At 63.9% G+C, this 21,216-nt stretch carries 23 protein-coding genes, 1 tRNA gene and 2 pseudogenes; 14 read left to right on the top strand and 12 right to left on the bottom strand.

The annotated features are described in order from the left end of the window. Positions 1-164: 164 nt before the first annotated feature. From G8O24_RS34845 to G8O24_RS34810, 8 genes and pseudogenes are all read left to right on the top strand, one after another. A complete protein-coding gene (locus G8O24_RS34845) occupies positions 165-1,043 on the top strand; it encodes a carbohydrate ABC transporter permease (protein WP_188107069.1) in 879 nt (292 codons plus the stop codon). After that, complete coding sequence (locus G8O24_RS34840) at positions 1,040-1,837, top strand: carbohydrate ABC transporter permease (protein WP_188107049.1); 798 nt, start codon at positions 1,040-1,042, stop codon at positions 1,835-1,837. The genes G8O24_RS34845 and G8O24_RS34840 overlap by 4 nt, the downstream gene beginning before the upstream one ends. Before the next feature lie 210 nt (positions 1,838-2,047). After that, a pseudogene (locus G8O24_RS34835) lies at positions 2,048-2,288 on the top strand (TetR/AcrR family transcriptional regulator); the annotation flags it as partial. A 152-nt stretch (positions 2,289-2,440) separates the two neighbouring features. After that, positions 2,441-3,469: an amidohydrolase family protein gene (locus G8O24_RS34830; protein ID WP_188107048.1), complete on the top strand. Its 1,029-nt coding sequence runs from the start codon at positions 2,441-2,443 to the stop codon at positions 3,467-3,469. A 2-nt stretch (positions 3,470-3,471) separates the two neighbouring features. Continuing rightward, the gene (gene ligK / locus G8O24_RS34825) at positions 3,472-4,167 is read left to right on the top strand and encodes a 4-carboxy-4-hydroxy-2-oxoadipate aldolase/oxaloacetate decarboxylase (protein WP_188107047.1); all 696 of its coding nucleotides are present in this window, start codon (positions 3,472-3,474) and stop codon (positions 4,165-4,167) included. A gap of 9 nt (positions 4,168-4,176) precedes the next feature. After that, positions 4,177-4,866 (top strand): substrate-binding domain-containing protein, encoded by a 690-nt coding sequence (locus G8O24_RS34820; protein WP_188107046.1) that lies wholly within the window; start codon positions 4,177-4,179, stop codon positions 4,864-4,866. A gap of 51 nt (positions 4,867-4,917) precedes the next feature. Then, positions 4,918-5,850, top strand: a complete 933-nt coding sequence (locus G8O24_RS34815; protein ID WP_188107045.1) for an amidohydrolase family protein — start codon at positions 4,918-4,920, stop codon at positions 5,848-5,850. A 158-nt stretch (positions 5,851-6,008) separates the two neighbouring features. Next, complete coding sequence (locus G8O24_RS34810) at positions 6,009-6,968, top strand: Gfo/Idh/MocA family oxidoreductase (protein ID WP_188107044.1); 960 nt, start codon at positions 6,009-6,011, stop codon at positions 6,966-6,968. A gap of 75 nt (positions 6,969-7,043) precedes the next feature. Here G8O24_RS34810 and G8O24_RS34805 read toward each other — a convergent pair whose 3' ends face one another. The 3 genes from G8O24_RS34805 to G8O24_RS34795 all read right to left on the bottom strand — a co-directional run bounded on the left by G8O24_RS34805 (position 7,044) and on the right by G8O24_RS34795 (position 9,663). Next, positions 7,044-7,367: a 2Fe-2S iron-sulfur cluster-binding protein gene (locus G8O24_RS34805; protein ID WP_188107043.1), complete on the bottom strand. Its 324-nt coding sequence runs from the start codon at positions 7,365-7,367 to the stop codon at positions 7,044-7,046. A gap of 11 nt (positions 7,368-7,378) precedes the next feature. Beyond that, positions 7,379-8,542, bottom strand: a complete 1,164-nt coding sequence (locus tag G8O24_RS34800) for a cytochrome P450 (RefSeq protein WP_188107042.1) — start codon at positions 8,540-8,542, stop codon at positions 7,379-7,381. 164 nt (positions 8,543-8,706) lie between these two features. Further along, positions 8,707-9,663 carry a LysR family transcriptional regulator gene (locus tag G8O24_RS34795; protein ID WP_188107041.1) on the bottom strand — a complete coding sequence of 319 codons (957 nt, stop codon included), beginning with the start codon at positions 9,661-9,663 and terminating at the stop codon, positions 8,707-8,709. A gap of 131 nt (positions 9,664-9,794) precedes the next feature. Between G8O24_RS34795 and G8O24_RS34790 the strand changes: the two genes are divergently transcribed. Together G8O24_RS34790 and G8O24_RS34785 are read left to right on the top strand one after the other, a co-directional pair. Beyond that, positions 9,795-10,148: a protocatechuate 4,5-dioxygenase subunit alpha gene (locus G8O24_RS34790; RefSeq protein ID WP_188107040.1), complete on the top strand. Its 354-nt coding sequence runs from the start codon at positions 9,795-9,797 to the stop codon at positions 10,146-10,148. Positions 10,149-10,153: 5 nt separating this feature from the next. After that, the gene (locus G8O24_RS34785; protein WP_188107039.1) at positions 10,154-10,993 is read left to right on the top strand and encodes a class III extradiol dioxygenase family protein; all 840 of its coding nucleotides are present in this window, start codon (positions 10,154-10,156) and stop codon (positions 10,991-10,993) included. Between the two features lie 121 nt (positions 10,994-11,114). On the opposite strand, the gene G8O24_RS34780 is transcribed toward G8O24_RS34785, so the two are convergent. Continuing rightward, positions 11,115-11,786, bottom strand: coding sequence for a GntR family transcriptional regulator (locus tag G8O24_RS34780; protein WP_188107038.1), 672 nt, complete (start codon positions 11,784-11,786; stop codon positions 11,115-11,117). A gap of 134 nt (positions 11,787-11,920) precedes the next feature. Between G8O24_RS34780 and G8O24_RS34775 the strand changes: the two genes are divergently transcribed. Together G8O24_RS34775 and G8O24_RS44620 are read left to right on the top strand one after the other, a co-directional pair. Continuing rightward, positions 11,921-13,123, top strand: a complete 1,203-nt coding sequence (locus tag G8O24_RS34775) for an ABC transporter substrate-binding protein (RefSeq protein WP_188107037.1) — start codon at positions 11,921-11,923, stop codon at positions 13,121-13,123. Beyond that, complete coding sequence (locus G8O24_RS44620) at positions 13,087-13,281, top strand: fumarylacetoacetate hydrolase family protein (protein ID WP_311972361.1); 195 nt, start codon at positions 13,087-13,089, stop codon at positions 13,279-13,281. Before G8O24_RS34775 ends, G8O24_RS44620 begins: the two co-directional genes overlap by 37 nt. Positions 13,282-13,338: 57 nt before the next feature. Here the strand turns inward: G8O24_RS44620 and G8O24_RS34765 are convergent, their stop codons facing one another. From G8O24_RS34765 to G8O24_RS34740, 6 genes are all read right to left on the bottom strand, one after another. Continuing rightward, complete coding sequence (locus G8O24_RS34765; RefSeq protein WP_188107036.1) at positions 13,339-14,124, bottom strand: ABC transporter permease; 786 nt, start codon at positions 14,122-14,124, stop codon at positions 13,339-13,341. After that, on the bottom strand, positions 14,121-14,933 hold the full coding sequence (locus tag G8O24_RS34760) for an ABC transporter permease (protein WP_188107068.1): 813 nt from the start codon (positions 14,931-14,933) through the stop codon (positions 14,121-14,123). Before G8O24_RS34760 ends, G8O24_RS34765 begins: the two co-directional genes overlap by 4 nt. Before the next feature lie 69 nt (positions 14,934-15,002). Continuing rightward, positions 15,003-16,049 carry an ABC transporter substrate-binding protein gene (locus G8O24_RS34755; protein ID WP_188107035.1) on the bottom strand — a complete coding sequence of 349 codons (1,047 nt, stop codon included), beginning with the start codon at positions 16,047-16,049 and terminating at the stop codon, positions 15,003-15,005. A gap of 26 nt (positions 16,050-16,075) precedes the next feature. Further along, on the bottom strand, positions 16,076-17,383 hold the full coding sequence (locus G8O24_RS34750) for an NAD(P)/FAD-dependent oxidoreductase (protein WP_244646177.1): 1,308 nt from the start codon (positions 17,381-17,383) through the stop codon (positions 16,076-16,078). A gap of 15 nt (positions 17,384-17,398) precedes the next feature. Then, positions 17,399-18,115: an HAD family hydrolase gene (locus G8O24_RS34745; RefSeq protein WP_188107033.1), complete on the bottom strand. Its 717-nt coding sequence runs from the start codon at positions 18,113-18,115 to the stop codon at positions 17,399-17,401. A 36-nt stretch (positions 18,116-18,151) separates the two neighbouring features. Beyond that, a complete protein-coding gene (locus tag G8O24_RS34740; protein WP_188107032.1) occupies positions 18,152-19,234 on the bottom strand; it encodes an ABC transporter ATP-binding protein in 1,083 nt (360 codons plus the stop codon). A gap of 210 nt (positions 19,235-19,444) precedes the next feature. Here G8O24_RS34740 and G8O24_RS34735 point away from each other — a divergent pair, with 210 nt between their 5' ends. Then, positions 19,445-20,401, top strand: a complete 957-nt coding sequence (locus tag G8O24_RS34735) for a LysR family transcriptional regulator (RefSeq protein WP_188107031.1) — start codon at positions 19,445-19,447, stop codon at positions 20,399-20,401. 166 nt (positions 20,402-20,567) lie between these two features. Here G8O24_RS34735 and G8O24_RS34730 read toward each other — a convergent pair. Beyond that, positions 20,568-20,644: transfer RNA gene (locus G8O24_RS34730), tRNA-Met, on the bottom strand. A 253-nt stretch (positions 20,645-20,897) separates the two neighbouring features. Further along, a complete protein-coding gene (locus G8O24_RS44615; RefSeq protein ID WP_244646175.1) occupies positions 20,898-21,164 on the bottom strand; it encodes a hypothetical protein in 267 nt (88 codons plus the stop codon). On the opposite strand from G8O24_RS44615, the pseudogene G8O24_RS44610 reads away from it, so the two are divergent. Next, positions 21,118-21,216 (top strand): annotated as a pseudogene (locus G8O24_RS44610) (SAM-dependent methyltransferase); the annotation flags it as partial. The gene G8O24_RS44615 and the pseudogene G8O24_RS44610 overlap by 47 nt on opposite strands.

Genomic DNA, 21,216 nt, shown 5'->3' with positions numbered 1-21,216 from the left:
GCAACCGCGCATGAGCACCGCGCGGAACTGGGCTGCGCTGCCGCCTCTTGGATTTCGAGCGTCGGAAGAGCTAACTCCCGCGCGATCGGGAATGCTGAAGGGCCTCGGTATCTATCGAGGCCCTTTCTTTGTGCCCGGGCGTGTCCCCGTTGCAATCATTCGACATGAAGCCCTACGACAACAGAGCCTGGTTCCTGGTGCTCCCTGCGCTGGTCATCATGACCTTCGTCGGAATCCTCCCTCTGGTCGCCGTCACCAATTACTCCTTCCAGGACCTGTTCAGCCTGAACAATCCCTATTGGGTCGGCCTCGACTGGTACCGCAACATCGTCAGGTCGGAGCGCTTCTACGCCAGCCTGGCGCGAAGCTTCCTGTTCTCGGCCATCGTGCTCTCGATCCAACTGCCGCTCGGCATCTGGATCGCGTTGTTGCTGCAGCGATCGCATCGCTTCATCGTCAGCACCGTCCTCGTCCTGATCACCCTGCCGCTGGTGGTGCCCTGGAACATGATCCCGGTGATCTGGCTCAACTTCATCAATCCCAATGCCGGTATTGCCGGCCGGCTGCTGACATGGCTGGGCGCGGGCTTCGACTACAAGTTCAACGCGCTGCACACCTGGATCGTGCTGGTGGTGATGGACACCTGGCATTGGCTCGGCCTCGTCGTCGTGCTGGCCTATGCCGGCATCTCGGGCATTCCGGCCGCCTATTATCAGGCCGCCGCCATCGATGCCGCGTCGGAATGGCAGGTGTTTCGCTTCATCCAGCTGCCGAAAATGAAGACCGTACTGTCGATGGCGGTGCTGCTTCGCTTCATGGACAGCTTCATGATCTACATCGAGGCCTTCCGCATCAACGCCGGAGGCCCCGACAGCGCCACCGCATTTCTCAGCCTCGACCTCGGCGAGGAGATTCAGGCCTTCAACTACGGACCTTCAGCCGCCCGCTCGATGGTCTATTTCCTGATCGTCCTGACGGTCGCCTGGACCTTCAAGGCGGCCACGAGCACGAGGGCGCCCGTCGCGCTGGAACCCGCCACATGAAGTCGCTGACATCGATCTTGCGGATCGCCCTGTTCGCCGGGATCGGCGCCTTCATCCTGGTGCCGCTGGCGCAGACGATCATCACCAGCTTCGTGTCGACCCTGCCGAGAGCCGGGATTGCGGAGGGGCATTTCAGCCTGGTCAATTACCTGAACATCCTGCAATCGCCGGTTCTGAAACAGTCGATTCTCAATTCCATCATCTATGTGGTCTTGAACGTCGCGCTCTGCCTCGGCGTCGGATTGCCGGCCGCCTATGCGTTCGCCCGCTACAGCTTCGTCGGCGACCGGCAGCTGTTCTTCCTGCTGCTGGTGTTTCGCATCACGCCGACCGTCGTGCTGTCGCTGCCGATCTTCGTCCTGTTCGCGCAGATCGGCCTCGAGAACACCCCAGTCGGCATCGCGCTGGTTCACTGCGTCTTCAACATTCCGATCGCGATCTGGATCCTGGAGGGCTTCATCGCCTCGGTGCCGCGCGAGTTCGATGAGACGGCCTTCCTGGACGGCCATTCGCTTCCCGGCTTCTTCTTCCGCCACCTCGTTCCGGCGATCGCGCCGGGCATCGGCGTGACCGCGTTCTTCTGCTTCATCTTCTCCTGGGTGGAGGTGGTGCTCGCCCGCATCCTGACGACGACAGGCGGCAAGCCGATCACCATGGCGATCAACGCGCTGTTCGGCTTTCGCACCGACTTCGGCCTCGTCATGGCCATGACCGTCCTCGCCCTCGTCCCCGGAATCGCGATGATCTATTTCGTGCGCAATCACCTCGCCAAGGGTTTTGTCATCCGCACGTGACGCTAGCCACCAAAGCGGTGCTGCTGGCGGATCGGGTCCTCTACGGACTGGCCGCAAGGTGCGAGGCTGGGGCATCCAAGGCCCCGGCAACCGATCACGCACACAGTTTCACACTGACGTCACGGCTTGAAAGAGCCGAATTCCTCAATTGGTGGCTGTTTGCAGCACTCTTGTTGACTTGTCCTACTTATTTGTACAATAGTACAAATCATGATCCGCGAACCCGCCAGCAAGGAAACGGCGCGCAAGCCGAACATGCGCGAGACCATTCTCGCCGCGGCCGAACAGCAGTTTTCCGTCAACGGTTTCAATGCCGTATCGGTTCGCGACGGGACGCAGGCGGCAGGCGCCAATCCGGGCAGCGTGACCTATCATGTCACCACAAAGGACGGCCTCCTCCTCGAAATCCCCCACCGCCATGACGCGCCGACCAACCTGCGCCGCTCCAAGCAGTCAACCATGGCCTCATTCCAGCCGCCCGCGCTCGACCGTCCCGAGGCAGCGCGGATGCCCAGTAAGATTCCCGCAAGCGCCGGGCCCCCGCCGCGCTAGGCGCGAGCGGCACGCAAAAGCCCGACGCGAAACAATTGGAGGAGAGCTGAAGTGATCATCGACGTGCACGGTCATTACACCACGGCACCCAAGGCCCTCGAGGAATGGCGTAACCGGCAGATCGCGGGCATCAAGGATCCGTCCGCCAAACCCAGGGCCAGCGAGCTCAGGATCAGCGATGACGAGCTGCGGGAGTCCATCGCCAACAACCAGCTCCGCCAGATGAAGGAGCGCGGCAGCGATCTCACGATCTTTTCGCCGAGGGCGAGCTTTATGGCCCATCACATCGGCGACTTCGAAGTGTCCTCGACCTGGGCCGCGATCTGCAACGAATTGTGCTTCCGCGTCTCAAAGCTGTTCCCGGACAATTTCATCGGCGCGGCAATGCTGCCGCAGTCGCCGGGCGTCGATCCCAAGACCTGCATTCCCGAGCTCGAGAAGTGCATCAAGGAGTACGGCTTCGTCGGCATCAATCTCAATCCCGATCCGTCCGGCGGCCACTGGACATCCCCGCCGCTGTCCGACCGGCACTGGTATCCGGTCTACGAGAAGATGGTCGAGCTCGACATCCCCGCGATGATCCACGTCTCGACCAGCTGCAACGCCTGCTTCCACACCACGGGCGCGCACTATCTCAACGCCGACACCACGGCCTTCATGCAGTGCCTGACCTCGGACCTGTTCAAGGATTTTCCGACGCTCCGCTTCCTGATCCCGCATGGCGGCGGCGCGGTGCCCTATCACTGGGGCCGCTTCCGCGGGCTGGCGCAGGAGATGAAGAAGCCGCTTTTGAAGGATCATCTCCTCAATAACATCTTCTTCGACACCTGCGTCTATCACCAGCCCGGCATCGACCTCCTCACCAAGGTGATCCCGGTCGAGAACGTGCTGTTCGCCAGCGAAATGATCGGCGCGGTGCGCGGCATCGATCCGGAGACCGGATTCCACTACGACGACACCAAGCGCTACATCGAGGCCGCCAAGACGCTGACCGCGGAGGACCGCTACAAGATCTACGAAGGCAACGCGCGGCGCGTGTTCCCGCGCCTCGACATCGCGCTGAAGGCAAGAGGAAACTGATCATGAGCGCTGCGATGAACGATCTCGGCATCGTCCGCCGCAACATCGTGCGGGCCGACAAAGCCGCCGTTGAAAAGCTGTCGCGCTTCGGCGTCGCGACCATCCACGAGGCGATGGGCCGCGTCGGGTTGATGCAGCACTACATGCGCCCGATCTATTCCGGCGCGCAGATGTGCGGCACCGCGGTAACCGTCCTGCTGCAGCCGGGCGACAACTGGATGATGCATGTGGTGGCCGAGCAGATCCAGCCCGGCGACGTCGTGGTCGCGGCCTGCACCGTCGAGAACACCGACGGCTTCTTCGGCGATCTGCTCGCGACCTCGTTCCGCGCCCGCGGCGCCAAGGGCCTGGTCATCGATGGCGGCGTGCGCGACGTCATGGACCTGACCGAGATGAAGTTCCCGGTGTTCGCGCGCGCCATCTCGGCGCGGGGCACCGTCAAGGCGACGCTCGGCTCGGTCAATATCCCCATCGTCTGCGCCGGAGCGCCCGTCAACCCCGGGGACGTGATCGTCGCCGACATGGACGGGATCGTCGTGGTCCCCGCCCGCATCGCGCAACAGGCTGCAGATGCAGCGCAAGCGCGCGAGAACAACGAGGCCGAGAAGCGCGAGAAGCTCGCCAGCGGGGTACTCGGGCTCGACATGTACAGGATGCGCGAGCCGCTGGCGAAGGCCGGGCTGAAATACATCGACTGAGCACCGAACATGGCGGCACAGGTTACTGGCATCTCGTCGATGGCGACCCGTCAGATCCTGACGGAGCTTTGCGACGCTTACCGGAAGAAGACCGGGCAGACGGTAGCGATCGAATCGGTCGGGGGGGTCGATGCGACCAAGCGCGTTCGCGCCGGCGAGGCCTTCGACATCATCGTGCTGGCCGACGACGCGCTGAAGCAGCTCGAGGCCGAGGGCTTTCTCAAGGCAGGCAGCCGCGCGGGCTTCGCCAATTCGGCGACGGCGGTGGCGATCCGCGCGGGGGCCGAGCGCCCCGACCTCAGCAATGAGGCTTCACTGAAGGCGGCCGTGCTCGCGGCAAAGTCGATCGGTTACTCGACCGGCCCGAGCGGCACCCATGTGCTCAATCTGTTGAAGAATTGGGGAATCGAGCAGGTCGTCGCGGAGCGATTGGTCAAGGCATCGCCCGGCATTCCTGTAGGCTCCCTTGTGGCGCGCGGCGAGGCCGAGCTCGGCTTCCAGCAGCTCAGCGAGTTCCTCGACGTACCCGGTATCGAGATCGCCGGCCCCCTGCCGTCAGAGGTTCAGTCAGTGACGCTGTTTGCGTGCGGTGTGTGCGCGCAGGCAGCGAACGAGGCCGGGGCGCGCGAGCTCGTCACCTATCTGACATCCCGAGACGCCGAGGCGCCCAAGCGGCGCCATGGCATGGAGCCCGCATGATCGACACGCTTGCGCGGCGGCGCGGCTGACGAACATCGAGAGGAAACGTTCATGTCAAAACCTGTGACCGGGCCGTTCGAGAAGACCCCGGGTTGGCTCGACTGGTACGACGGCCCGTCCAAGCCCCGTTTCAAGGTGCCCCAAGGCGCCGTTGACGCGCATTGTCATGTCTTCGGCCCCGGCGCCGAATATCCCTATGCGCCCGAGCGGAAATATACGCCGTGCGACGCCTCACGGCAGCAGCTCTATTCGCTGCGCGATCATTTGGGCTTCTCCCGCAACGTCGTCGTGCAGGCGACCTGCCACGGCGCCGACAACCGCGCCATGGTCGATGCGCTCGTCCACTCCAGCGGCAAGGCCCGGGGCGTTGCCACCGTGAAGCGCAACGTGACCGATGCCGAGCTTCAAGCGATGCATGATGCGGGCGTTCGCGGCGTGCGCTTCAACTTCGTCAAGCGTCTGGTCGATTTCACGCCCAAGGACGAGCTCAACGAGATCGCCGCGCGGATCGCCGAGCTCGGCTGGCATGTCGTGATCTATTTCGAGGCGGTGGATCTACCCGAGCTCTGGGACTTCTTCACGGGCCTGCCGACCACGGTTGTGGTCGATCACATGGGCCGGCCTGACGTCAACAAGCCCGAAGACGGCCCGGAGTTTTCGCTGTTCCTGAAGTTCATGCGCGAACATGCGAACGTCTGGTCCAAGGTGAGCTGCCCCGAGCGGTTGTCGGTTGCGGGACCGCCGGCGCTGAACGGCGAGCAGGACGCCTATCGCGACGTGATCCCGTTCGCCCGCCGCGTGGTCGAGACCTTCCCCGACCGCGTGCTCTGGGGCACCGACTGGCCGCATCCGAACCTGAAGGGACACATGCCCGACGACGGCCTGCTGGTCGATTTCATTCCACATATTGCGGTCACGCCTGAGCTGCAGCGCAAATTGCTGGTCGACAATCCGATGCGGCTGTACTGGCCGGAAGAGACCTAGAGAAATCCTGAAGAGGAGATCATCCGATGTCACTCGACAAACCCTACAAGGACATTCCCGGTACGACCCTTTGCGACGCCGACATGTCGCGCCAAGGCTTTACCATGTGCCGGCAAGCAACAGCGCCGTCGGCCATCTGATTCTGGAGAACAACTGACATGGCCAAAACGATCAAGGTGGCGCTGGCCGGCGCCGGCGCGTTCGGTATCAAGCACCTCGACGGCATCAAGAACATCGACGGCGTCGAGGTGGTGTCGCTGGTCGGCCGCAGGCTGGATCAGACCAAGGAGGTCGCCGACAAATACGGCATCAAGCACGTCTCCACCGAGCTTGCCGACAGCCTGAAGCTGCCGGAGGTCGACGCCGTGATCCTGTGCACGCCGACGCAGATGCATGCCGCCCAGGCGATCGAGTGCATGAAGGCCGGCAAGCATGTGCAGGTCGAGATTCCGCTCGCGGACTCGCTGGCCGACGCGCAGGCCGTGGTGGATCTGCAGAAGAGGACCGGATTGACCGCCATGTGCGGCCACACTCGCCGCTTCAACCCGAGCCACCAATGGGTGCACCAGAAGATCGTGGCGGGCGAGTACAACATCCAACAGATGGACGTGCAGACCTACTTCTTCCGCCGCACCAACATGAACGCGCTGGGCCAGCCGCGGAGCTGGACCGACCATCTGCTCTGGCATCACGCCGCCCATACGGTCGATTTGTTCGCCTACCAGGCGCGCTCGCCGATCGTGAAGGCCAACGCGGTGCAAGGACCGATCCATCCGGCCCTGGGCATCGCCATGGACATGTCGATCCAGCTCAAGGCCGCCAATGGTGCCATCTGCACGCTCAGCCTGTCCTTCAACAATGACGGGCCGCTCGGCACCTTCTTCCGCTACATCGGCGACACCGGCACCTATATCGCTCGCTACGACGATCTGGTGAACGGCAAGGAGGAGAAGATCGACGTCTCCAAGGTCGACGTCTCCATGAACGGCATCGAGCTGCAGGACCGCGAGTTCTTCGCCGCGATCCGCGAGGGCCGCGAGCCCAATGCCAGCGTCGCCCAGGTGCTGCCCTGCTACCAGGTGCTGCACGACCTGGACCGGCAACTCGCGGCGGGTTAGGTAGCGTCCTCTCTCCACATGTCATTCCGGGAGGCGCCGCAAGGCGCAGGCCCGGAATGACGAAGTCAGTTCATGTCACCCCTGCGTCGCAGGCAGCGTCACCACGAGCCCTTCCAGCCCGGCCGTCGCCTGGACCTGACACGCCAGGCGGCTGTTCGGCTTCAGTTCGGCGGCGACCGTGTCGAGCAGGTCCACCTCGCCGGCGCTCGGCGCCGGCAGCTCGGCGAACCGGCTCTCCTCGATATAGCAATGGCAGGTGCCGCAGGCGCAGGAACCTCCGCATTCGCCGACGATGCCATCGACGCCATTGGCGGTCGCGCCCTGCATCAGGCTCCAGCCCTCCTCGACATTCACGGCGTGGCTTTTGCCGGAGGGCTCAACATAGATGATGCTAACCATCGCCCTCTCCCTCAGTGCACGGCCAGCTCGAGCAGCATCGGGCTGCGGAAGGTCGACGACGGCATCCAGGCCAGTTGCTCCTGGGTACGGCGATAACTCGGCACGACCTTGTGGAATTCGTCGAAGGCGATCTTCACGGCGAGGCGGGCAATCGCGGTGCCGAGACAGGCATGCACGCCACCGCCGAAACCAAGATGACCGCGCGGCTTGCGCGTGATGTCATAGACATCCGGATCGGGATATTGCCGCTCGTCGCGATTACCCGAGCCATAGGCGAGGCAGACGAAATCGCCCTCCCGCATGGTCTGGCCATGCAGCGTGAGGTCCTTCTGCAGGCAGCGTCGGAAGCGCTGGGCCGAGGTGTTGAAGCGAAGCGATTCCTCGATCGCGTCGGGCAACAGCTCGGGATTGGCGACCACCGCCTGCCGCGCCTCTTTGTAGTCCGCGAGGTTGAAGGCGAACATGCTCATGAAGCCGCCGAGCGATTCTATTCCGGCCATGGTCAGCGTCGTGGTGGTGAGCAGCACCTCGCGCTCGTCGAGCCTGTCGCCGTCGATCCCGGCCATGCTGAAATGCGAGATCAGGTCGTTCTGCGGGTTGGCCCTGCGCTCCGCAATCACGTTGGACGCATAATCCTGCATCCAGTTGTAGGCTGCGATATGCTCGGGCCCCTTGGCGCGGGTGTGTGGATCGCTCTGCACCATCAGCACGGCCTTGTCGCGAACGGTCTGCTCGTCGCCGAGCGGCAGCCCCAGCGCGGCGAACAGCACGCGCACCGTAAACTTGGACGAAAAATCCTCGATGAAGTCGAAGCGGTCCTTGCCGCGCAAGGCTTGCGCGGTGCTCCGGGCGATGTCGCGGATCGGATCGGCCAGCGCCTCGAGAGTGCGCTTCATGAAGGCGTACTGGATCAGGCCACGCAACCGATCGTGGCGCGGCGGATCGGTCGTGCCGAGCGTGGCGCCCGCGCGGTTGGGCAATTCGGTCATCAGATTGCCCTTGGCGGAGGAGTAGACCTGCCAGTTCTGGCCGGCGGAAACGATGTCGGAGTAGCGCGACAGCACCCACATGCCCGCCTGCGGACTCCAGAAGCACGGATGCTCGTCGCGCAAGGTCTTGTAGAACGGGAACGGGTCGGCATCGACCACGGGCGAATAGGGATCGAAGGCGAACATGGGGTCTCCTCCTCGAGATCTGTGTTGCTTGCTCTTGCCTATGCTTAGCGCCGCGGGCGTCTGCGCCGTGAGAGATGAACCTCGCAGAGACTTGGACTTTTCAAACATGGCCGCTCAGTCGCCACGACGTCGCAGCGCTGGGCGGTACTCCATTGCTTAAACGATCAGCGACGGGCTGCCCTCCGCACGGACGGCGCGTTGGGCATGTGCTCCGCAGCCGCCGCCAGCGACGGTGCGACCACGATTTCGAGCTGCTGGCGCAGCCAGCGGTGCATCGGATCGGTCTGGTGCCGGAGGTGCCAGACCATGAACATCGGCATCGGCGGGCATGCCACCGGCACCGGCGCCACGGCGAAGTCGCGCAGCATATGGGCACGTAGCAGGCTCGGCAGTGTCGCAATCAGCGTGCTGCCGCGCAGGAACGGTCCGATCCCGGCAAAGCCGGGAACCTCCGCCACGAAGCGGCGGTGCACCCCGCGCTCGGCGAGCACCTCGTCGAGGTCGAGCGGCCGCCGCGGCTCATGCAATACGGTGACGTGGTCTGCCGCAAGGTAGTCCTCGAGCGTCAGCGGTGCCTTGCGCTGACTTGCATCGTAGAACACGCGGTAACTGTCCTCGTAGAGCCGCTTCTGCAGCACATCCAACGCCTCGGGCGGCCGCGGCGTAATGACGAGCTGGCACTGCTCGTCGCGCAATAGCTCGGCCGTCGGCGCGCCGGACTGGATCACCCGCAGCGCAAAGCCCGGTGCCTGGCCACGGACATAGCGCAGGAAGGACGGCAACAGCAGGTCGCGCTGCAAATCATTGGCGGCGATCGTCACCAGCGCGGACAGCTTCGCCGGATCGAATTCGGCGGCACTGGAGAAGCTGCGCAACTCGTCCAGCAGCCGGCGGGCATGGATCGCAAGCGCCTGCGCGCGTGCCGTCGGCACGATCCCCCGTCCCGACTTCACGAACAAGGGATCGCCGACGATGGCGCGCAGCTTGTCGAGGAGATGGCTGACCGCCGACTGGGTCACGCCAAGCCGCTGCGCGGCCTGCGTCACCGAGCCTGCCTCGATTACCGCCAGCAGGAGCCGAAGCAGGTGGCCATCCAGATCCAAATGATCGAATTGGCTCATGAGAGCAATCAGAGTCCCGGCGTTTATCTTCCCTAGCAATTAGATCGAAATAGTGCCCGGGACGACTGCTGCGCGATTTGATCTGGAGCAAATCGCGCCGGGCCCGGAAACAAGACCCAGGGAGAAACGCCATGCCCAACGCCAAGCCGCGGCAGCCCGTGCCGGGCACCACGATCTTCGACGGTGAGCAGGCCCGCAAGGGCTATGCGCTGAACAAGATGTGCTACTCGTTCAACGATGCCGCCAACCGGGCTGCCTTCGTCGCGAACGAGGACGCCTATTGCGCCAAATACGGCCTCAACGCCCAGCAGCGCGAGGCGATCCGCAATCGCAACGTGCTGCAGCTGATCGAGGCCGGCGGCAATGCCTACTACCTCGCCAAATTCGCCGGCATCTTCGGTCTCGACATGCAGGACATCGGCGCGCAGCAGACCGGCATGACCAAGGACGAGTTCAAGGCGAAACTTCTGGCGGCGGCGAGGTAATCATCATGGCAAGGATTGTTGGTGCGATCACGACCTCACACGTGCCTGCCATCGGCGGCGCGATCGCCAAGGGCCTGCAGCAGGATCCCTATTGGAAACCCTTCTTCGACGGCTTTCCTCCGGCGCGCGACTGGCTCGCCAAGGTGAAGCCCGAAATCGTCGTGATGGTCTATAATGATCACGGCCTGAACTTCTTCCTCGACAAGATGCCGACCTTCGCGATCGGCGCCGCGGGCGAATATCGCAACGCTGACGAGGGCTGGGGCATTCCGACCGTAAAACCGTTCCGCGGCGATCCCGAGCTGTCATGGCACATCATCGAGAAGCTCGTCGAAGACGAGTTCGACGTCGTGTCCTGCCAGGAGATGGTCGTCGACCACGCCTTCACACTGCCGATGGCGCTGTGCTGGCCCGACCAGAACTGGCCGGTCCGCACCGTTCCGGTGGTGGTGAACACGGTGCAGGCGCCCCTGCCCTCCGCGGCGCGCTGCTACAAGCTCGGCAACGCGCTCGCACGTGCCATTGCGTCCTGGCCCAAGGACGAGCGGGTCGTGGTGATGGGCACCGGCGGCCTGTCGCACCAACTCGATGGCGAGCGCGCGGGCTTCATCAACAAGGAGTTCGACCTGAAGTTCATGGACAGCATGGTCAACGACCCCGCCTGGGCCACGAAATATTCGACCGTCGAGCTGGTCGAGCTCTCCGGCACGCAAGGAGTCGAATTGCTGAACTGGATGGTCGCGCGCGGCACACTTCCGGAGAAGGTCAAAAAGCAGCATTCCAACTATCACATTCCGATCTCGAACACGGCGACCGGAATGATGGTGCTGGAGCCTGCAGCCTGACACGGCTTCGTAGCGCGTATGAAAGCGACGCAACCGGCTCGTCTGGTCGCAATTCCCAGTGCACGACAAGGAGGCAGACGCCGCCGACCGCCGCCAGCGCGCCGCCGACCTCGCAGGTATCTCACCCGACCTCGTCCGTCTCCGCCCGCCTCAGGGCCGGCTCGATCGTGTCCCGGGTCCTACCGATATGCGCTGTCATCGCAGCGACCGCCCGGTCGGGGTCGCGTGCAAGCGCCGCCTCCATCAGCTCGCGATGCTCGCGCGCGGCGTCGCGATTGCCGCGGTCGGTCTTGCGCGCGAGGTCGAGATAGCGCTCATTGTGGGCGAACAACAGGTCGCGCACGCGCAGCATCCAGGCGCTGTCGCAGGCCCGGGCGAGCGCGGCGTGGAAATCGCCGTGCGCCAAGATCCACGTCGGCGAAAAGCCGCCGTCCGCGGCCGCGATCGGCGTAACCGCCAGCCGGTGATGCGCGGCGACCACGGCCGCCTCCCAGGCGAGATCGCCGTTGGCGATCGCACGGCGCAGGCACTTGGTCTCGATCTCGATGCGCATTTCGGTGAGATCGCGCAAATCGGCGACCGACACCGGTGCGACGCGGAAGCCGCGCTGCGGCATCGCCGTCACCAGCCCCTCTGCGGTCAGCCGCGCAAGCGCCTCGCGGATCGCCCCGGTGCTGACCGAGAAAGCCGATCCGAGTTCGCTGATCTTCAGCTTCGCCTCGGGCCTGTATTGGCCGGCGAGCAGACTGACGCGGAGCTGTTCATAAACGGTCTGAGTGGCGCTTGCGGACATCCGTCATGCATATCACGCGCGCGAAGCAAAAATACATTTTCAATGGAAAAGTATATTTTATTGCCGACGCGCCAAGACCTCCGTAAGGTCGAATAAACGGCCGTCGTCAGCGCGGCCCATCAGGGAGGAGCCAAATGCGAAGCGCTATTGCAGCTGCAGGGCTGTACGTCGTCTGGGTCGCTCTCGCGGCACCGGCTCTCGCCGAAGACCAGCCCGGCATCACCTCCGCCGAGATCCGCATCGGACAGACCATGCCCTATAGCGGGCCGGTGTCCGCCTTCGGCATCCTCGGCAAGGGTGAAGTCGCATATTTCAAGATGGTCAACGACCGCGGCGGCATCAACGGCCGCAAAGTCAACCTGCTCTCGCTCGACGACAGCTACGTGCCGCCCAAGACCGTGGAGCAGACGCGCCGGCTGGTCGAGAGCGACGACGTCTCGTTCATCTTCTCAACGATGGGAACCGCGCATAACACGGCGATCGCCAAATATCTGCAGAGCAAGAAGGTGCCCCAGTTGTTCGTGGCCACGGGCGCCTCGAAGTTCGGTGATCCCGCGCAGTTTCCGCTGGCGCTGATGGGCGTGATGGCACCGTTCCGTAACGAGGCCCGCATGTATGCGCGCTATGCGCTGCAGAAGAAGTCCGACGCGACCTTCGCGGTGCTGGCGCAGAACGACGATTTCGGCCGCGACTACCTCGCCGGACTCAAGGACGTGCTCGGCGATCGGTTCGACACGGCGGTCACGGCGGCGACCTACGAGCCGACCGAGCCGACGATCGACTCCCAGATCGTGAAGCTCAAATCGAGCGGCGCGGATGCGCTCGTGATCGCCGCGACGCCGAAATTCGCTGCACAGGCCATCCGCAAGACCTACGAGATCAACTGGCGTCCGATGACGTTTCTGAGCAATGTGTCGGTCTGGATGTCCTCGGTGATGGAGCCCGCCGGCCTCGACGCCGGCACGGGCATCATCTCGAGCGCCTATGTCAAGGATCCGCTCGATCCGGCATGGGCGGACGATCCCGGCGTGAAGGGCTGGCGCGACTACATGGCCAAATACGTGCCTGACGGTGACGTCCGCGATTCCAACTACGTCAACGGCTACAACAACGGCATGGTGCTGGAGCACGTGCTCAAGGCGGCCGGCAACGACCTCAGTCGCGAGAACATCCTGCGGCAGGCTCTGTCGATCAAGGATCTGGAGTTGCCGATGCTGCTGCCCGGCATCAAAGTCAATACCGGCGAGAGTGACCATCTGCCGGTCGAGCAGCTGCAGTTCATGCGCTTCACCGGCAAGCAGTGGGAGCGCTTCGGCGAGGTGCTGTCGACCAAGTAGCGCCACTTCGCACCGAGCCAGGCGATATCATTTTCACGGGCACTCCGGAGGGAGTGATCGTTGGAATGCCGAAGGAGAAGCAGGTTTGGCTGAAGGCCGGCGATAGGATCATCAGCCGAATTGAGAAGCTTGGCACACTGAAGGTCGATTTAGCTTAGGAGCCGTTCTAAGGGGTTGCGGCGGGATGCGCGCATTTCATTGGCCGGTGATTTGCCCTATGCGCTGCCTTTCTGTCGTGCAGTTGCGACCAGCACCAGCATGAAGGAGCCCGCCGTCATCAACGTCGAGATCGCGGCAATGGTTGGGTCGATCTCGTCGCGAAGCGCGGTGAACATGCGCTTGGTCAGCGGCTGGTACTGGCCGCCGGAGATGAACAGCGCGACGATGGTCTCGTCCATCGCCGAGATGAAGGCGAAGATGCCGCCGGCGACCACGCTGGACTTGATCTGCGGCAGCGTCACCGCGAAGAAGCTGCGCAGGCGGTTCATGCCGAGGCTGCGCGCCACCATCTCCTGCGCCGGATCAAAACTCTGCAGGCCCGCCAGCACCGAGATGACGACGTAAGGCAATCCCAGCATCATGTTCGCCAGCACGAGGCCGGGCATGGTGGCGACCAGACCGACCTTGGCATAGACGAAGAAAATGCCGACTGCGGTGATGATGATCGGCACCACCAACGGCAGCAGCAGCGCCATATGGATCAGCCGCATGATCCGCAGCTTCGACTGGCTGATGGCGTAGGCGGCGGCCACTCCACAGGGCGTCGCGATCAGGACGGTCAGGAACGCGACCGTCAGCGTCACCTGCGTCGCCTGCATCCAGGCCGTACTTGAGAAATATTGCTGGTACCAGCGCAGCGAGAAGGAGGGCGGCGGGAAGGTCAGAAAGCGCGCGCTGGAGAACGAGATCGGCGCGATGATCAGAACCGGGAGGATCAAATAGACCAGCACCAGCGCGCTGATCACGTAGAGGGCGATCCGTGCGGGCGAGGTGCGCGTCATTTCTGCCCCAGCACACGATCGAGCGAGATGAAGCGGCTGACGACGAAGAAGATCGCAAGCACGCATAGGAGCAGCACCACGGCGACCGCGCTCGCGGCGCCGAACTGGTTGTAGAGCTCGACATTGCGGCTTACCAGCATCGATACCATCACCGTGCGCCCGCCACCGAGCAACTCCGGCGTGATGTAGAAGCCGAGGCAGAGCACGAACACCATGGTGCAGCCCGCGAGCACGCCCGGGAGCGACAGCGGCAGGAACACGCGCATGAAGGTCAGCGACGGGCTCGCGCCCAGGCTGGCGCCAGCCTGCATCAGATCGTTCGGGATCTTCTGCATGGTGGCATAGAGCGGCAGGACCATGAACGGCAGCAGGATGTGCACGGTGGCAACCACCGTGCCGAACACGTTGTGGACCAACGCGAGCGGCTCGCCGATGACGTCGAGATAGCGCAGGAACTGATTGATCACGCCGGTGCGCTGCAGCAGCGCCAGCCAGGCATAGGCGCGCACCAGCACGCTGGTCCAGAACGGCAGCACCACGAGCGAGAGGATGAGAATGCTCCATCCCTTCGGCACCGAGTTGGCGAGGTAGGCCACGGGATAGCCGAGCAGCAACGCGATCACCATGACCGCGAGGCTGATCTCGAAGGTCAGCGCAAAGCTGCGCCAGTAGAGGTCTTCGGTGAAGACGCGGCGATAGTTCTCCAGCGTGAAACCGTCATGATAGATCGACTGCCAGGCGAGCCAGCCGACCGGCAGCACGATCAAGGCCAGGATCACCAGCAGCGCCGGCGACACCAACGCCAGCATCAGCCCGTGTTCGCGGCGCTGATGCTGCTGGGAGGGATCTGACAAGGATGTCGTCAACGCGGCCTCGCCCTACTTCTGCATGAACGATGCCCAGCGCTTTTCGGCGGCTTCCCCCGCGGGCGAGGACCACCAGGCGTAGGACATCAGTGCCTGCTTCGCAGCATTGGCCGGCTCGCTCGGCAATTGCGCGGCACGCTCGGACTTGATCACGCCCGTCTCGAAGGCCTTGGGGTTGCCCGGGCCATAATCGATGTGCAGCGGCAGATTGGCCTGGTGCACGGGATCAACGGCCTCGTTGAGGAACTTCACCGCGGTCTCGAGATTCGGCGCGCCCTTGAGGATGCAGAGCGAGGTGCTCTGCAGGATGCCCTCGTTGTAGGTAAAGGCGACTTTGGCGCCCTCCTTGGCGACAGCACTGACGCGGCCGTTCCAGGCCATCTCCATGTCGACCTCGCCGTCATTGAGCAACTGCGCCGACTGCGCGCCCGAGGTCCACCACACCGTGATGTGCGGCTTGATCTCCTCCAGCTTCTTGAAGGCGCGATCGACGTCGAGCGGGTATAGCTTGTCGGGCGGGACGCCGTCAGCCATCAGCGCGGCTTCGAGCGTCGCGAACGGGTGATTGCGTAGCGCGCGGCGGCCAGGGAATTTCTTCACGTCCCAGAAATCGGCCCAGCTGTTCGGCGCGTCCTTCGGGAAGGTCTTCTGGCTGTAGGACAGTACGCTGGAATAGAACTCGTAGGACACAGAATAGGGACTGCGATAGGCCTCCGGCATCGCCGCGCCGTTGGGAATCTTCGAAAAATCGAGCTTCTCGATCAGCCCCTGCTCTCCCCCGCGCAGGCAGTTGCCGGTCGGGGTATCGACGACATCCCAGATCGGCTTGCCGCTGCCGACCTGCGTCTTGATGGCGGGCCAGGCATCGGGAATGGAGTCCTGGTTGATAGTAATGCCGAGCTTCCTGGCGGCGGGATCGAGGATCGCTACCGTCTGCGCCTGCTGATAGGCACCGCCCTGCGAGACGAAGGTGATCTGCTCGGCGGCATCGGCCGCGCCGGTCAATCCGATCGCGCCCAGCAGCGCGCAGCCCAATCGAAAGCTCTGTCTCATCGTCATCTCGCCTTCTCCATCTCCAAATGATCTCACTGACCGATCGCATCGAGAAACTGGTACCAGCCGGCGACGATGCGCACGGCGGGCTCACGCAGCGGATAGAACGGAATCGCCTTCACGCGCCCTGCATCGAGCAGGCCCATGTTGGGCGTCTCGCCGCGCACGAAGGCGGCGAGATAACGGCCCATCAAGCTCGACATTGCAACGCCGGCGCCGTTGTAGCCGACCGAGAACAGCGTGCGATCGTCGCGCCGGCCGATATGCGGCACCGAATCCAGCGTCATCGCGACAAGGCCCGACCATTTGTATGCGAGCGGGACGTCGGCGAGTTCGGGGAAGATGTCGACCATCGCCTTGCGCAGGGCATCGAACGCCGCCTGCGAATCCTGTTTGCCGAAGGCGCCGCGGCCGCCGAAGATCACGCGGTTGTCGACGATGCGGAACCAGCGCATCATGCGCTTGGTCTCGGTGTAGGTGCGCCCCGTCGGCATCAGCTTCCCCGCGAGATTGCGCGGCAGATGCTCGGTCGCGATGATGGCGCTGCGGAAGGGGATCAGCGTGCGCTGCAGATGTGCCGTCGCACCGGTCAAATCCGAATAGCTGTTGGTGGCGATGATCGCCTGCCTGGCGCGCACGGCGGCTTGCGGCGTCTCGGCGACGATGCCGCCCTTCTCGCTCCGCAATCGCACCACCGGCGATTCCTGGAAGATCGGAACGCCGCGGCTCGCCACACCTTTTGCGAGACCACGCAGATAGTTCAGCGGGTGGATGCCGCCCGAGCCGGGATTGAGCACGCCGCCGACAAAGATGTCGGAGCCGGTCTCCTCGCGGACCCCGCTCTTGTCGAGGATGCGGACCTCGGCCGAGCCCATCTCGCGCGTCATCCAGTCGGCTTCATCGATCGCGGCCTTCAGCGTCGTGTCGTTATGGGCAGCCTTGACCTGACCGGTGCGGACGAGGTTCGCACTGGTGATGCCGAACTCCGAGACCAGTTCCTCGACCATGTCGGTCGATTCATGCGCGATCTCGTACATGCGCCGCGCCATGGCACGGCCATGCACGGCATCGATATCGCGGAACGACAGGCGGAATTTTGCGGTGATGACGCCCCCATTGCGCCCGCTCGCGCCCCAGCCGGGACGGTTGGCCTCGAGCACGATGGGACTGAGCCCGCTCTTGGCGATGTGGTGCGCGGCGGAGAGGCCGGTGTAGCCGGCGCCGATGATCACGACATCCGCCTGTTGCTCACTCGATAGCACGGGAAACGCGCGCGCCGGCTCCGCCGTGGTTTCCCATAGCGAATTGACCGATGGCAGCGCGCGCCAGTCCCGTGTCATGCCGCCGCTCATCCGTTACGCCGCCGGTCCAATCGCCGCGTCGGCGAGCGCCTTCAAGGTTGGATAATGGAAGTCCGGCTTGGTCAGCATCTCCACCGCCGGCGTGCCGCCGAAGCCGGCAATGCCCTGGCGACGCTCGATCCAGCACACCTTGTAGCCGAGCTTCCGCGCGATCCCGATGTCATGATACTGGCTCTGCGCGACGTGCAGGATGTCGGATTGCTTGTAGCCGAACGCCGACTGGCGGCCCTTGTTATAGGCGAAGAATTCCGGATTCGGCTTCGCAACGCCCGTGTCATCGGCGCAGACCGTGTCATCGAAGGGATTGCCGAGCGCATGCGCGTAGCAGGACAGCGCGACGCGGTCCGCGTTGGTCATCGCGACCAGCCGGAACTTGGTACGCAGGCGCCTGAGCGCTTCGACCGAATCCGGGAACGGCTGCCAGCGCAGCACGGAAAGCTGGAACACGTCACAGGAGGCATCGTCCGCCGGCAGCCCGAGCTCCTTGGCGAGATAGCGGTAGACGTGGAACATGACCTCGCTGGAGCGCTCGTAATGCTTGTCGCGCCCGCGCTTGTAGGCTTCGAAGATCTGGTCGTCGCTGAGCTCGGCCGGCGTCTTGCCGGCGATCTTGCGCACGGCGGAGAGCACGCCGGTCTCGAAATCGATCAAGGTGCCGACGACGTCGAAGGTGAGGACCTTGAAATTGCTGAACGCGGCTTGGGTCGACATGTCGGTTTCTTCTCTCGAGTTGTATGGGGCTTGAGTTCAGTCTCCCACCCTGGGGACGACGATGGTGTCCTCGGGGTGGAGCGTCACAGTGAGGCTGCCGCCAAGCGGCGGGATGCGTTGATAGGCCTGGTGGTAGCTGGGCTGGCGCAGGCTGAGCGCGATGCCGTCGGTGAGCGCGAGGAAAATGCGTAGGCTCTCGCCCTGGTAGACGATGTCGGTGACGGTCCCGGTCAGTCGGTTGCAGGCGTCATCCTGCGCGCCATCATCGATCAGCAGTTTTTCGCTGTGAACGGCCAGCATCAGGGCATCGCCATCGGGAATGGCGCGCGCGCTGCGCAGCAACGCATCGCCGAGCGCGACTGTGAAGGCATCGACCCGGCGGACCGGCAGCATCGTCGCTTCGCCGATGAAGCTGGCGACGAAGGAATCGGTGGGATGATCGTGCAGTCGCGCCGGTTCGTCGATCTGGACCAGCCGGCCGTCCTTCATGACGGCGACGCGGTCGCTCATGGTCAGCGCCTCGCGCTGGTCATGGGTGACATAGATGATGGTGGCCTGGATGCGCTTGTGCAGCGCGCGCAGCTCGATCTGCATGGATTCGCGCAGCTGCTTGTCGAGCGCGGAAAGCGGCTCGTCCATCAGGATCAGGCGCGGCTCGAAGATCATGGCGCGCGCCAGCGCCACACGCTGCCGCTGGCCGCCGGAAGGCTGCGCAATGCCGCGCTCTTCGTATCCAGCAAGGCCGACCATGCTGAGCGCCGCGCGCACCTTGTCCGGCCAGCTCGCTTTCGGCAGGCGCCGCGCACGCAGGGGAAAGGCGACGTTCTCGCCGACGCTCATATGCGGAAACAGCGCGTAGTTCTGGAAGACCACGCCAATATCGCGCTTGTGCGCCGGCATGTAAGTGACGTCGCGGCCGCCGAAGAGAATGGTGCCCGAGGTCGGCAGGATGAAGCCGCCGAGAATGCCGAGCAGCGTGGTCTTGCCGGAGCCGGAGGGGCCGAGCAGCGAGACGAACTCACCGGCGCCGACAGTGAGCGAAACGTCGTCGAGGGCGCGAACGGCACCGTAGGCCTTCCTGGCCGACCTGATCTCGACGCTTTCCGCTCGCTTGTCCAACGATCGACCTCGCGCAATCCCGCAATGGCGTGCCTCACTGCGCGCCATAAGCCTGCTTTATAGACAGCGCTTTGAAGCATTCCGAGGCGTGGCGTGCACCGCACCAAATCTTCGCTCGCAAGCCCTGTGTTTAGGCTGTCATGCCGATGACAACAGAGTTGGCAAAATCCGGCAATTGCCAAATTCTCACGCGCCTCATAACATGACGTTATGCCCGAGCTCCGCCGCATGCTGCCCTCCAGCAACGCCCTGTTCGTCTTCGACGCAGCCGCGCGCAATGGCAGCTTCACGGCTGCGGCCGCCGAACTGAACGTGACGCAGCCGGCGGTGAGCCGCATGCTTGGACAGTTTGAGGAGCATCTCGGCGTACGCCTGTTCGACCGCAAGGCGGGCCGCGCAGTGCTCACCGAGGAAGGCGAATTGCTCTATCGCCGCGTGCTCGAAGGCTTTCGCAGCATCGAAACCGGGCTCACCGAGATCGAGCGCCGCCGCAAAGGCACCGAGACGGTGACGCTGTCGGTCTCCTCCGCCTTCACCACCCATTGGCTGATGCCGCGCATCGACAAGCTGCAGAAGCAGTTTCCGCAAGTCGACCTGCGATTCCAACTTATCTCCGGCGCGTTGCGCGGACCGGTGGAGAATGTTGATCTCGGCATGCGCTTCCGCGATCGTGACGAGCCCTCCTCCGGTGGCACGCTGGTGATGAAGGAAGTCATGCTGCCGATGTGCAGCCCCGCCTATCTGGGGGAGACCAATTCTGCCGAAGGCAACACCATCATTCGTCTCGCCGAGACGCCGGGCGACTGGGCCGCGGATTACCCATCGCTTCTGACCGGACGCCGCGGCGTAGCCAAGGGCCTGAGCTTCACCGATTATGCCGTGGTGGTGCAGGCCGCGCTGCTAGGCCAGGGAATTGCTCTCGGCTGGCTGACGGTGACATCGCATTGGCTTCTGACGGGCTCACTGGTGCCGGCCTCCGATACACTGGCCACAACGCGCCGCCTCTGCGAATTCCTGCCGCCCCGTCACCGGCCCATGCGGCCCATCGCGACCGAAATTCGAGATTGGATCATCGCACAGATGCGACGAGAGGTCGCCGCGATCGACCGGCTATATCCCCAACTCGGATTGATGTCCGCTTGCTACGAGTTGAGCGTGACATCCTAGATTTGATGGCTGATGGGCGAAGGGGAACCCAACCAGAGCGCTGGAAACCAGATCAGGCTCTTCTAGACGAGATTCAGAGTATCCCGCGATGCTCCCGCTTCAGTCCGAGAAGCAAGCGCAAACGGCTTGAGCCGTCGATCATGCGCGACAGTCGGAAAATTGAAGGTGGTAGCGGGGGAGGGACTCGAACCCCCGACCCCAGGATTATGATTCCCGTGCTCTAACCAGCTGAGCTACCCCGCCACGAGCCGATCGCGGCGGCCAAAACGGCCGATCTCGCGAACGCGCGGCATATAAGGAAGGGGGCGGCGGGAAGTCAATCCGAAAAGCTTCCGCCTTCGCCAAGGCTTCGGCGGGACAAGTCTGCGGAAAAGCGAGTATTTTCAGGCACCAGACTCGCGGAGAGCCCCCTCCCCCGGAATTCGCGCTATTGCCCGAGTTCCGGCCTCTCCCCGGACGCGCGGAGAGTCGAAAGCCCGCTTGCGCGGAAACTCTCTTATTTCGGCTTCACATTGGGGTCGCCGCCGGGGCTGCCGGGGGGCGGGATCACCGGCATGCTGCCGTCCGTGCTCGGTGCAGGGGCGTGCATCTCGGGGTCGACGCCTGAGGGCGGGCAGAGCACGCCGTCGGACTTTGCCAGACGATCGCCGAGCGGTTCCCGGGATTGGCCGGTGGTCTGGCCATCAGGGGTGGTGGCGCAATATGTCATCACCGCGGTGCCCGATCCCGAAGGCACGCTCGATGAGTTCGTGCGCGTGCTCAAGCCCGGCGGTGAGCTGATCCTCGTAGACCACATCGGCGCCGAGAAGGGCCTA

It is taken from the genome of Bradyrhizobium campsiandrae, assembly GCF_014529705.1.
GTDB lineage: Bacteria > Pseudomonadota > Alphaproteobacteria > Rhizobiales > Xanthobacteraceae > Bradyrhizobium > Bradyrhizobium campsiandrae.
This window is presented reverse-complemented; position numbering and strand designations above follow the sequence as displayed.

What these genes read in the sequence shown, in the direction of transcription:
- G8O24_RS34790 (WP_188107040.1), top strand. Translation starts at nt 9,795, where the DNA reads ATGCCCAACGCCAAGCCGCGGCAGCCCGTGCCGGGCACCACGATCTTC.
- G8O24_RS34840 (WP_188107049.1), top strand. Translation starts at nt 1,040, where the DNA reads ATGAAGTCGCTGACATCGATCTTGCGGATCGCCCTGTTCGCCGGGATC.
- G8O24_RS34785 (WP_188107039.1), top strand. Translation starts at nt 10,154, where the DNA reads ATGGCAAGGATTGTTGGTGCGATCACGACCTCACACGTGCCTGCCATC.
- G8O24_RS34795 (WP_188107041.1), bottom strand. Translation starts at nt 9,663, where the DNA reads ATGAGCCAATTCGATCATTTGGATCTGGATGGCCACCTGCTTCGGCTC.
- G8O24_RS34845 (WP_188107069.1), top strand. Translation starts at nt 165, where the DNA reads ATGAAGCCCTACGACAACAGAGCCTGGTTCCTGGTGCTCCCTGCGCTG.
- G8O24_RS34810 (WP_188107044.1), top strand. Translation starts at nt 6,009, where the DNA reads ATGGCCAAAACGATCAAGGTGGCGCTGGCCGGCGCCGGCGCGTTCGGT.
- ligK (WP_188107047.1), top strand. Translation starts at nt 3,472, where the DNA reads ATGAGCGCTGCGATGAACGATCTCGGCATCGTCCGCCGCAACATCGTG.
- G8O24_RS34750 (WP_244646177.1), bottom strand. Translation starts at nt 17,383, where the DNA reads ATGACACGGGACTGGCGCGCGCTGCCATCGGTCAATTCGCTATGGGAA.
- G8O24_RS34745 (WP_188107033.1), bottom strand. Translation starts at nt 18,115, where the DNA reads ATGTCGACCCAAGCCGCGTTCAGCAATTTCAAGGTCCTCACCTTCGAC.
- G8O24_RS34755 (WP_188107035.1), bottom strand. Translation starts at nt 16,049, where the DNA reads ATGACGATGAGACAGAGCTTTCGATTGGGCTGCGCGCTGCTGGGCGCG.
- G8O24_RS34805 (WP_188107043.1), bottom strand. Translation starts at nt 7,367, where the DNA reads ATGGTTAGCATCATCTATGTTGAGCCCTCCGGCAAAAGCCACGCCGTG.
- G8O24_RS34765 (WP_188107036.1), bottom strand. Translation starts at nt 14,124, where the DNA reads ATGACGCGCACCTCGCCCGCACGGATCGCCCTCTACGTGATCAGCGCG.
- G8O24_RS34800 (WP_188107042.1), bottom strand. Translation starts at nt 8,542, where the DNA reads ATGTTCGCCTTCGATCCCTATTCGCCCGTGGTCGATGCCGACCCGTTC.
- G8O24_RS34815 (WP_188107045.1), top strand. Translation starts at nt 4,918, where the DNA reads ATGTCAAAACCTGTGACCGGGCCGTTCGAGAAGACCCCGGGTTGGCTC.
- G8O24_RS34775 (WP_188107037.1), top strand. Translation starts at nt 11,921, where the DNA reads ATGCGAAGCGCTATTGCAGCTGCAGGGCTGTACGTCGTCTGGGTCGCT.
- G8O24_RS34760 (WP_188107068.1), bottom strand. Translation starts at nt 14,933, where the DNA reads ATGCTGGCGTTGGTGTCGCCGGCGCTGCTGGTGATCCTGGCCTTGATC.
- G8O24_RS34735 (WP_188107031.1), top strand. Translation starts at nt 19,445, where the DNA reads ATGCCCGAGCTCCGCCGCATGCTGCCCTCCAGCAACGCCCTGTTCGTC.
- G8O24_RS34820 (WP_188107046.1), top strand. Translation starts at nt 4,177, where the DNA reads ATGGCGGCACAGGTTACTGGCATCTCGTCGATGGCGACCCGTCAGATC.
- G8O24_RS34780 (WP_188107038.1), bottom strand. Translation starts at nt 11,786, where the DNA reads ATGTCCGCAAGCGCCACTCAGACCGTTTATGAACAGCTCCGCGTCAGT.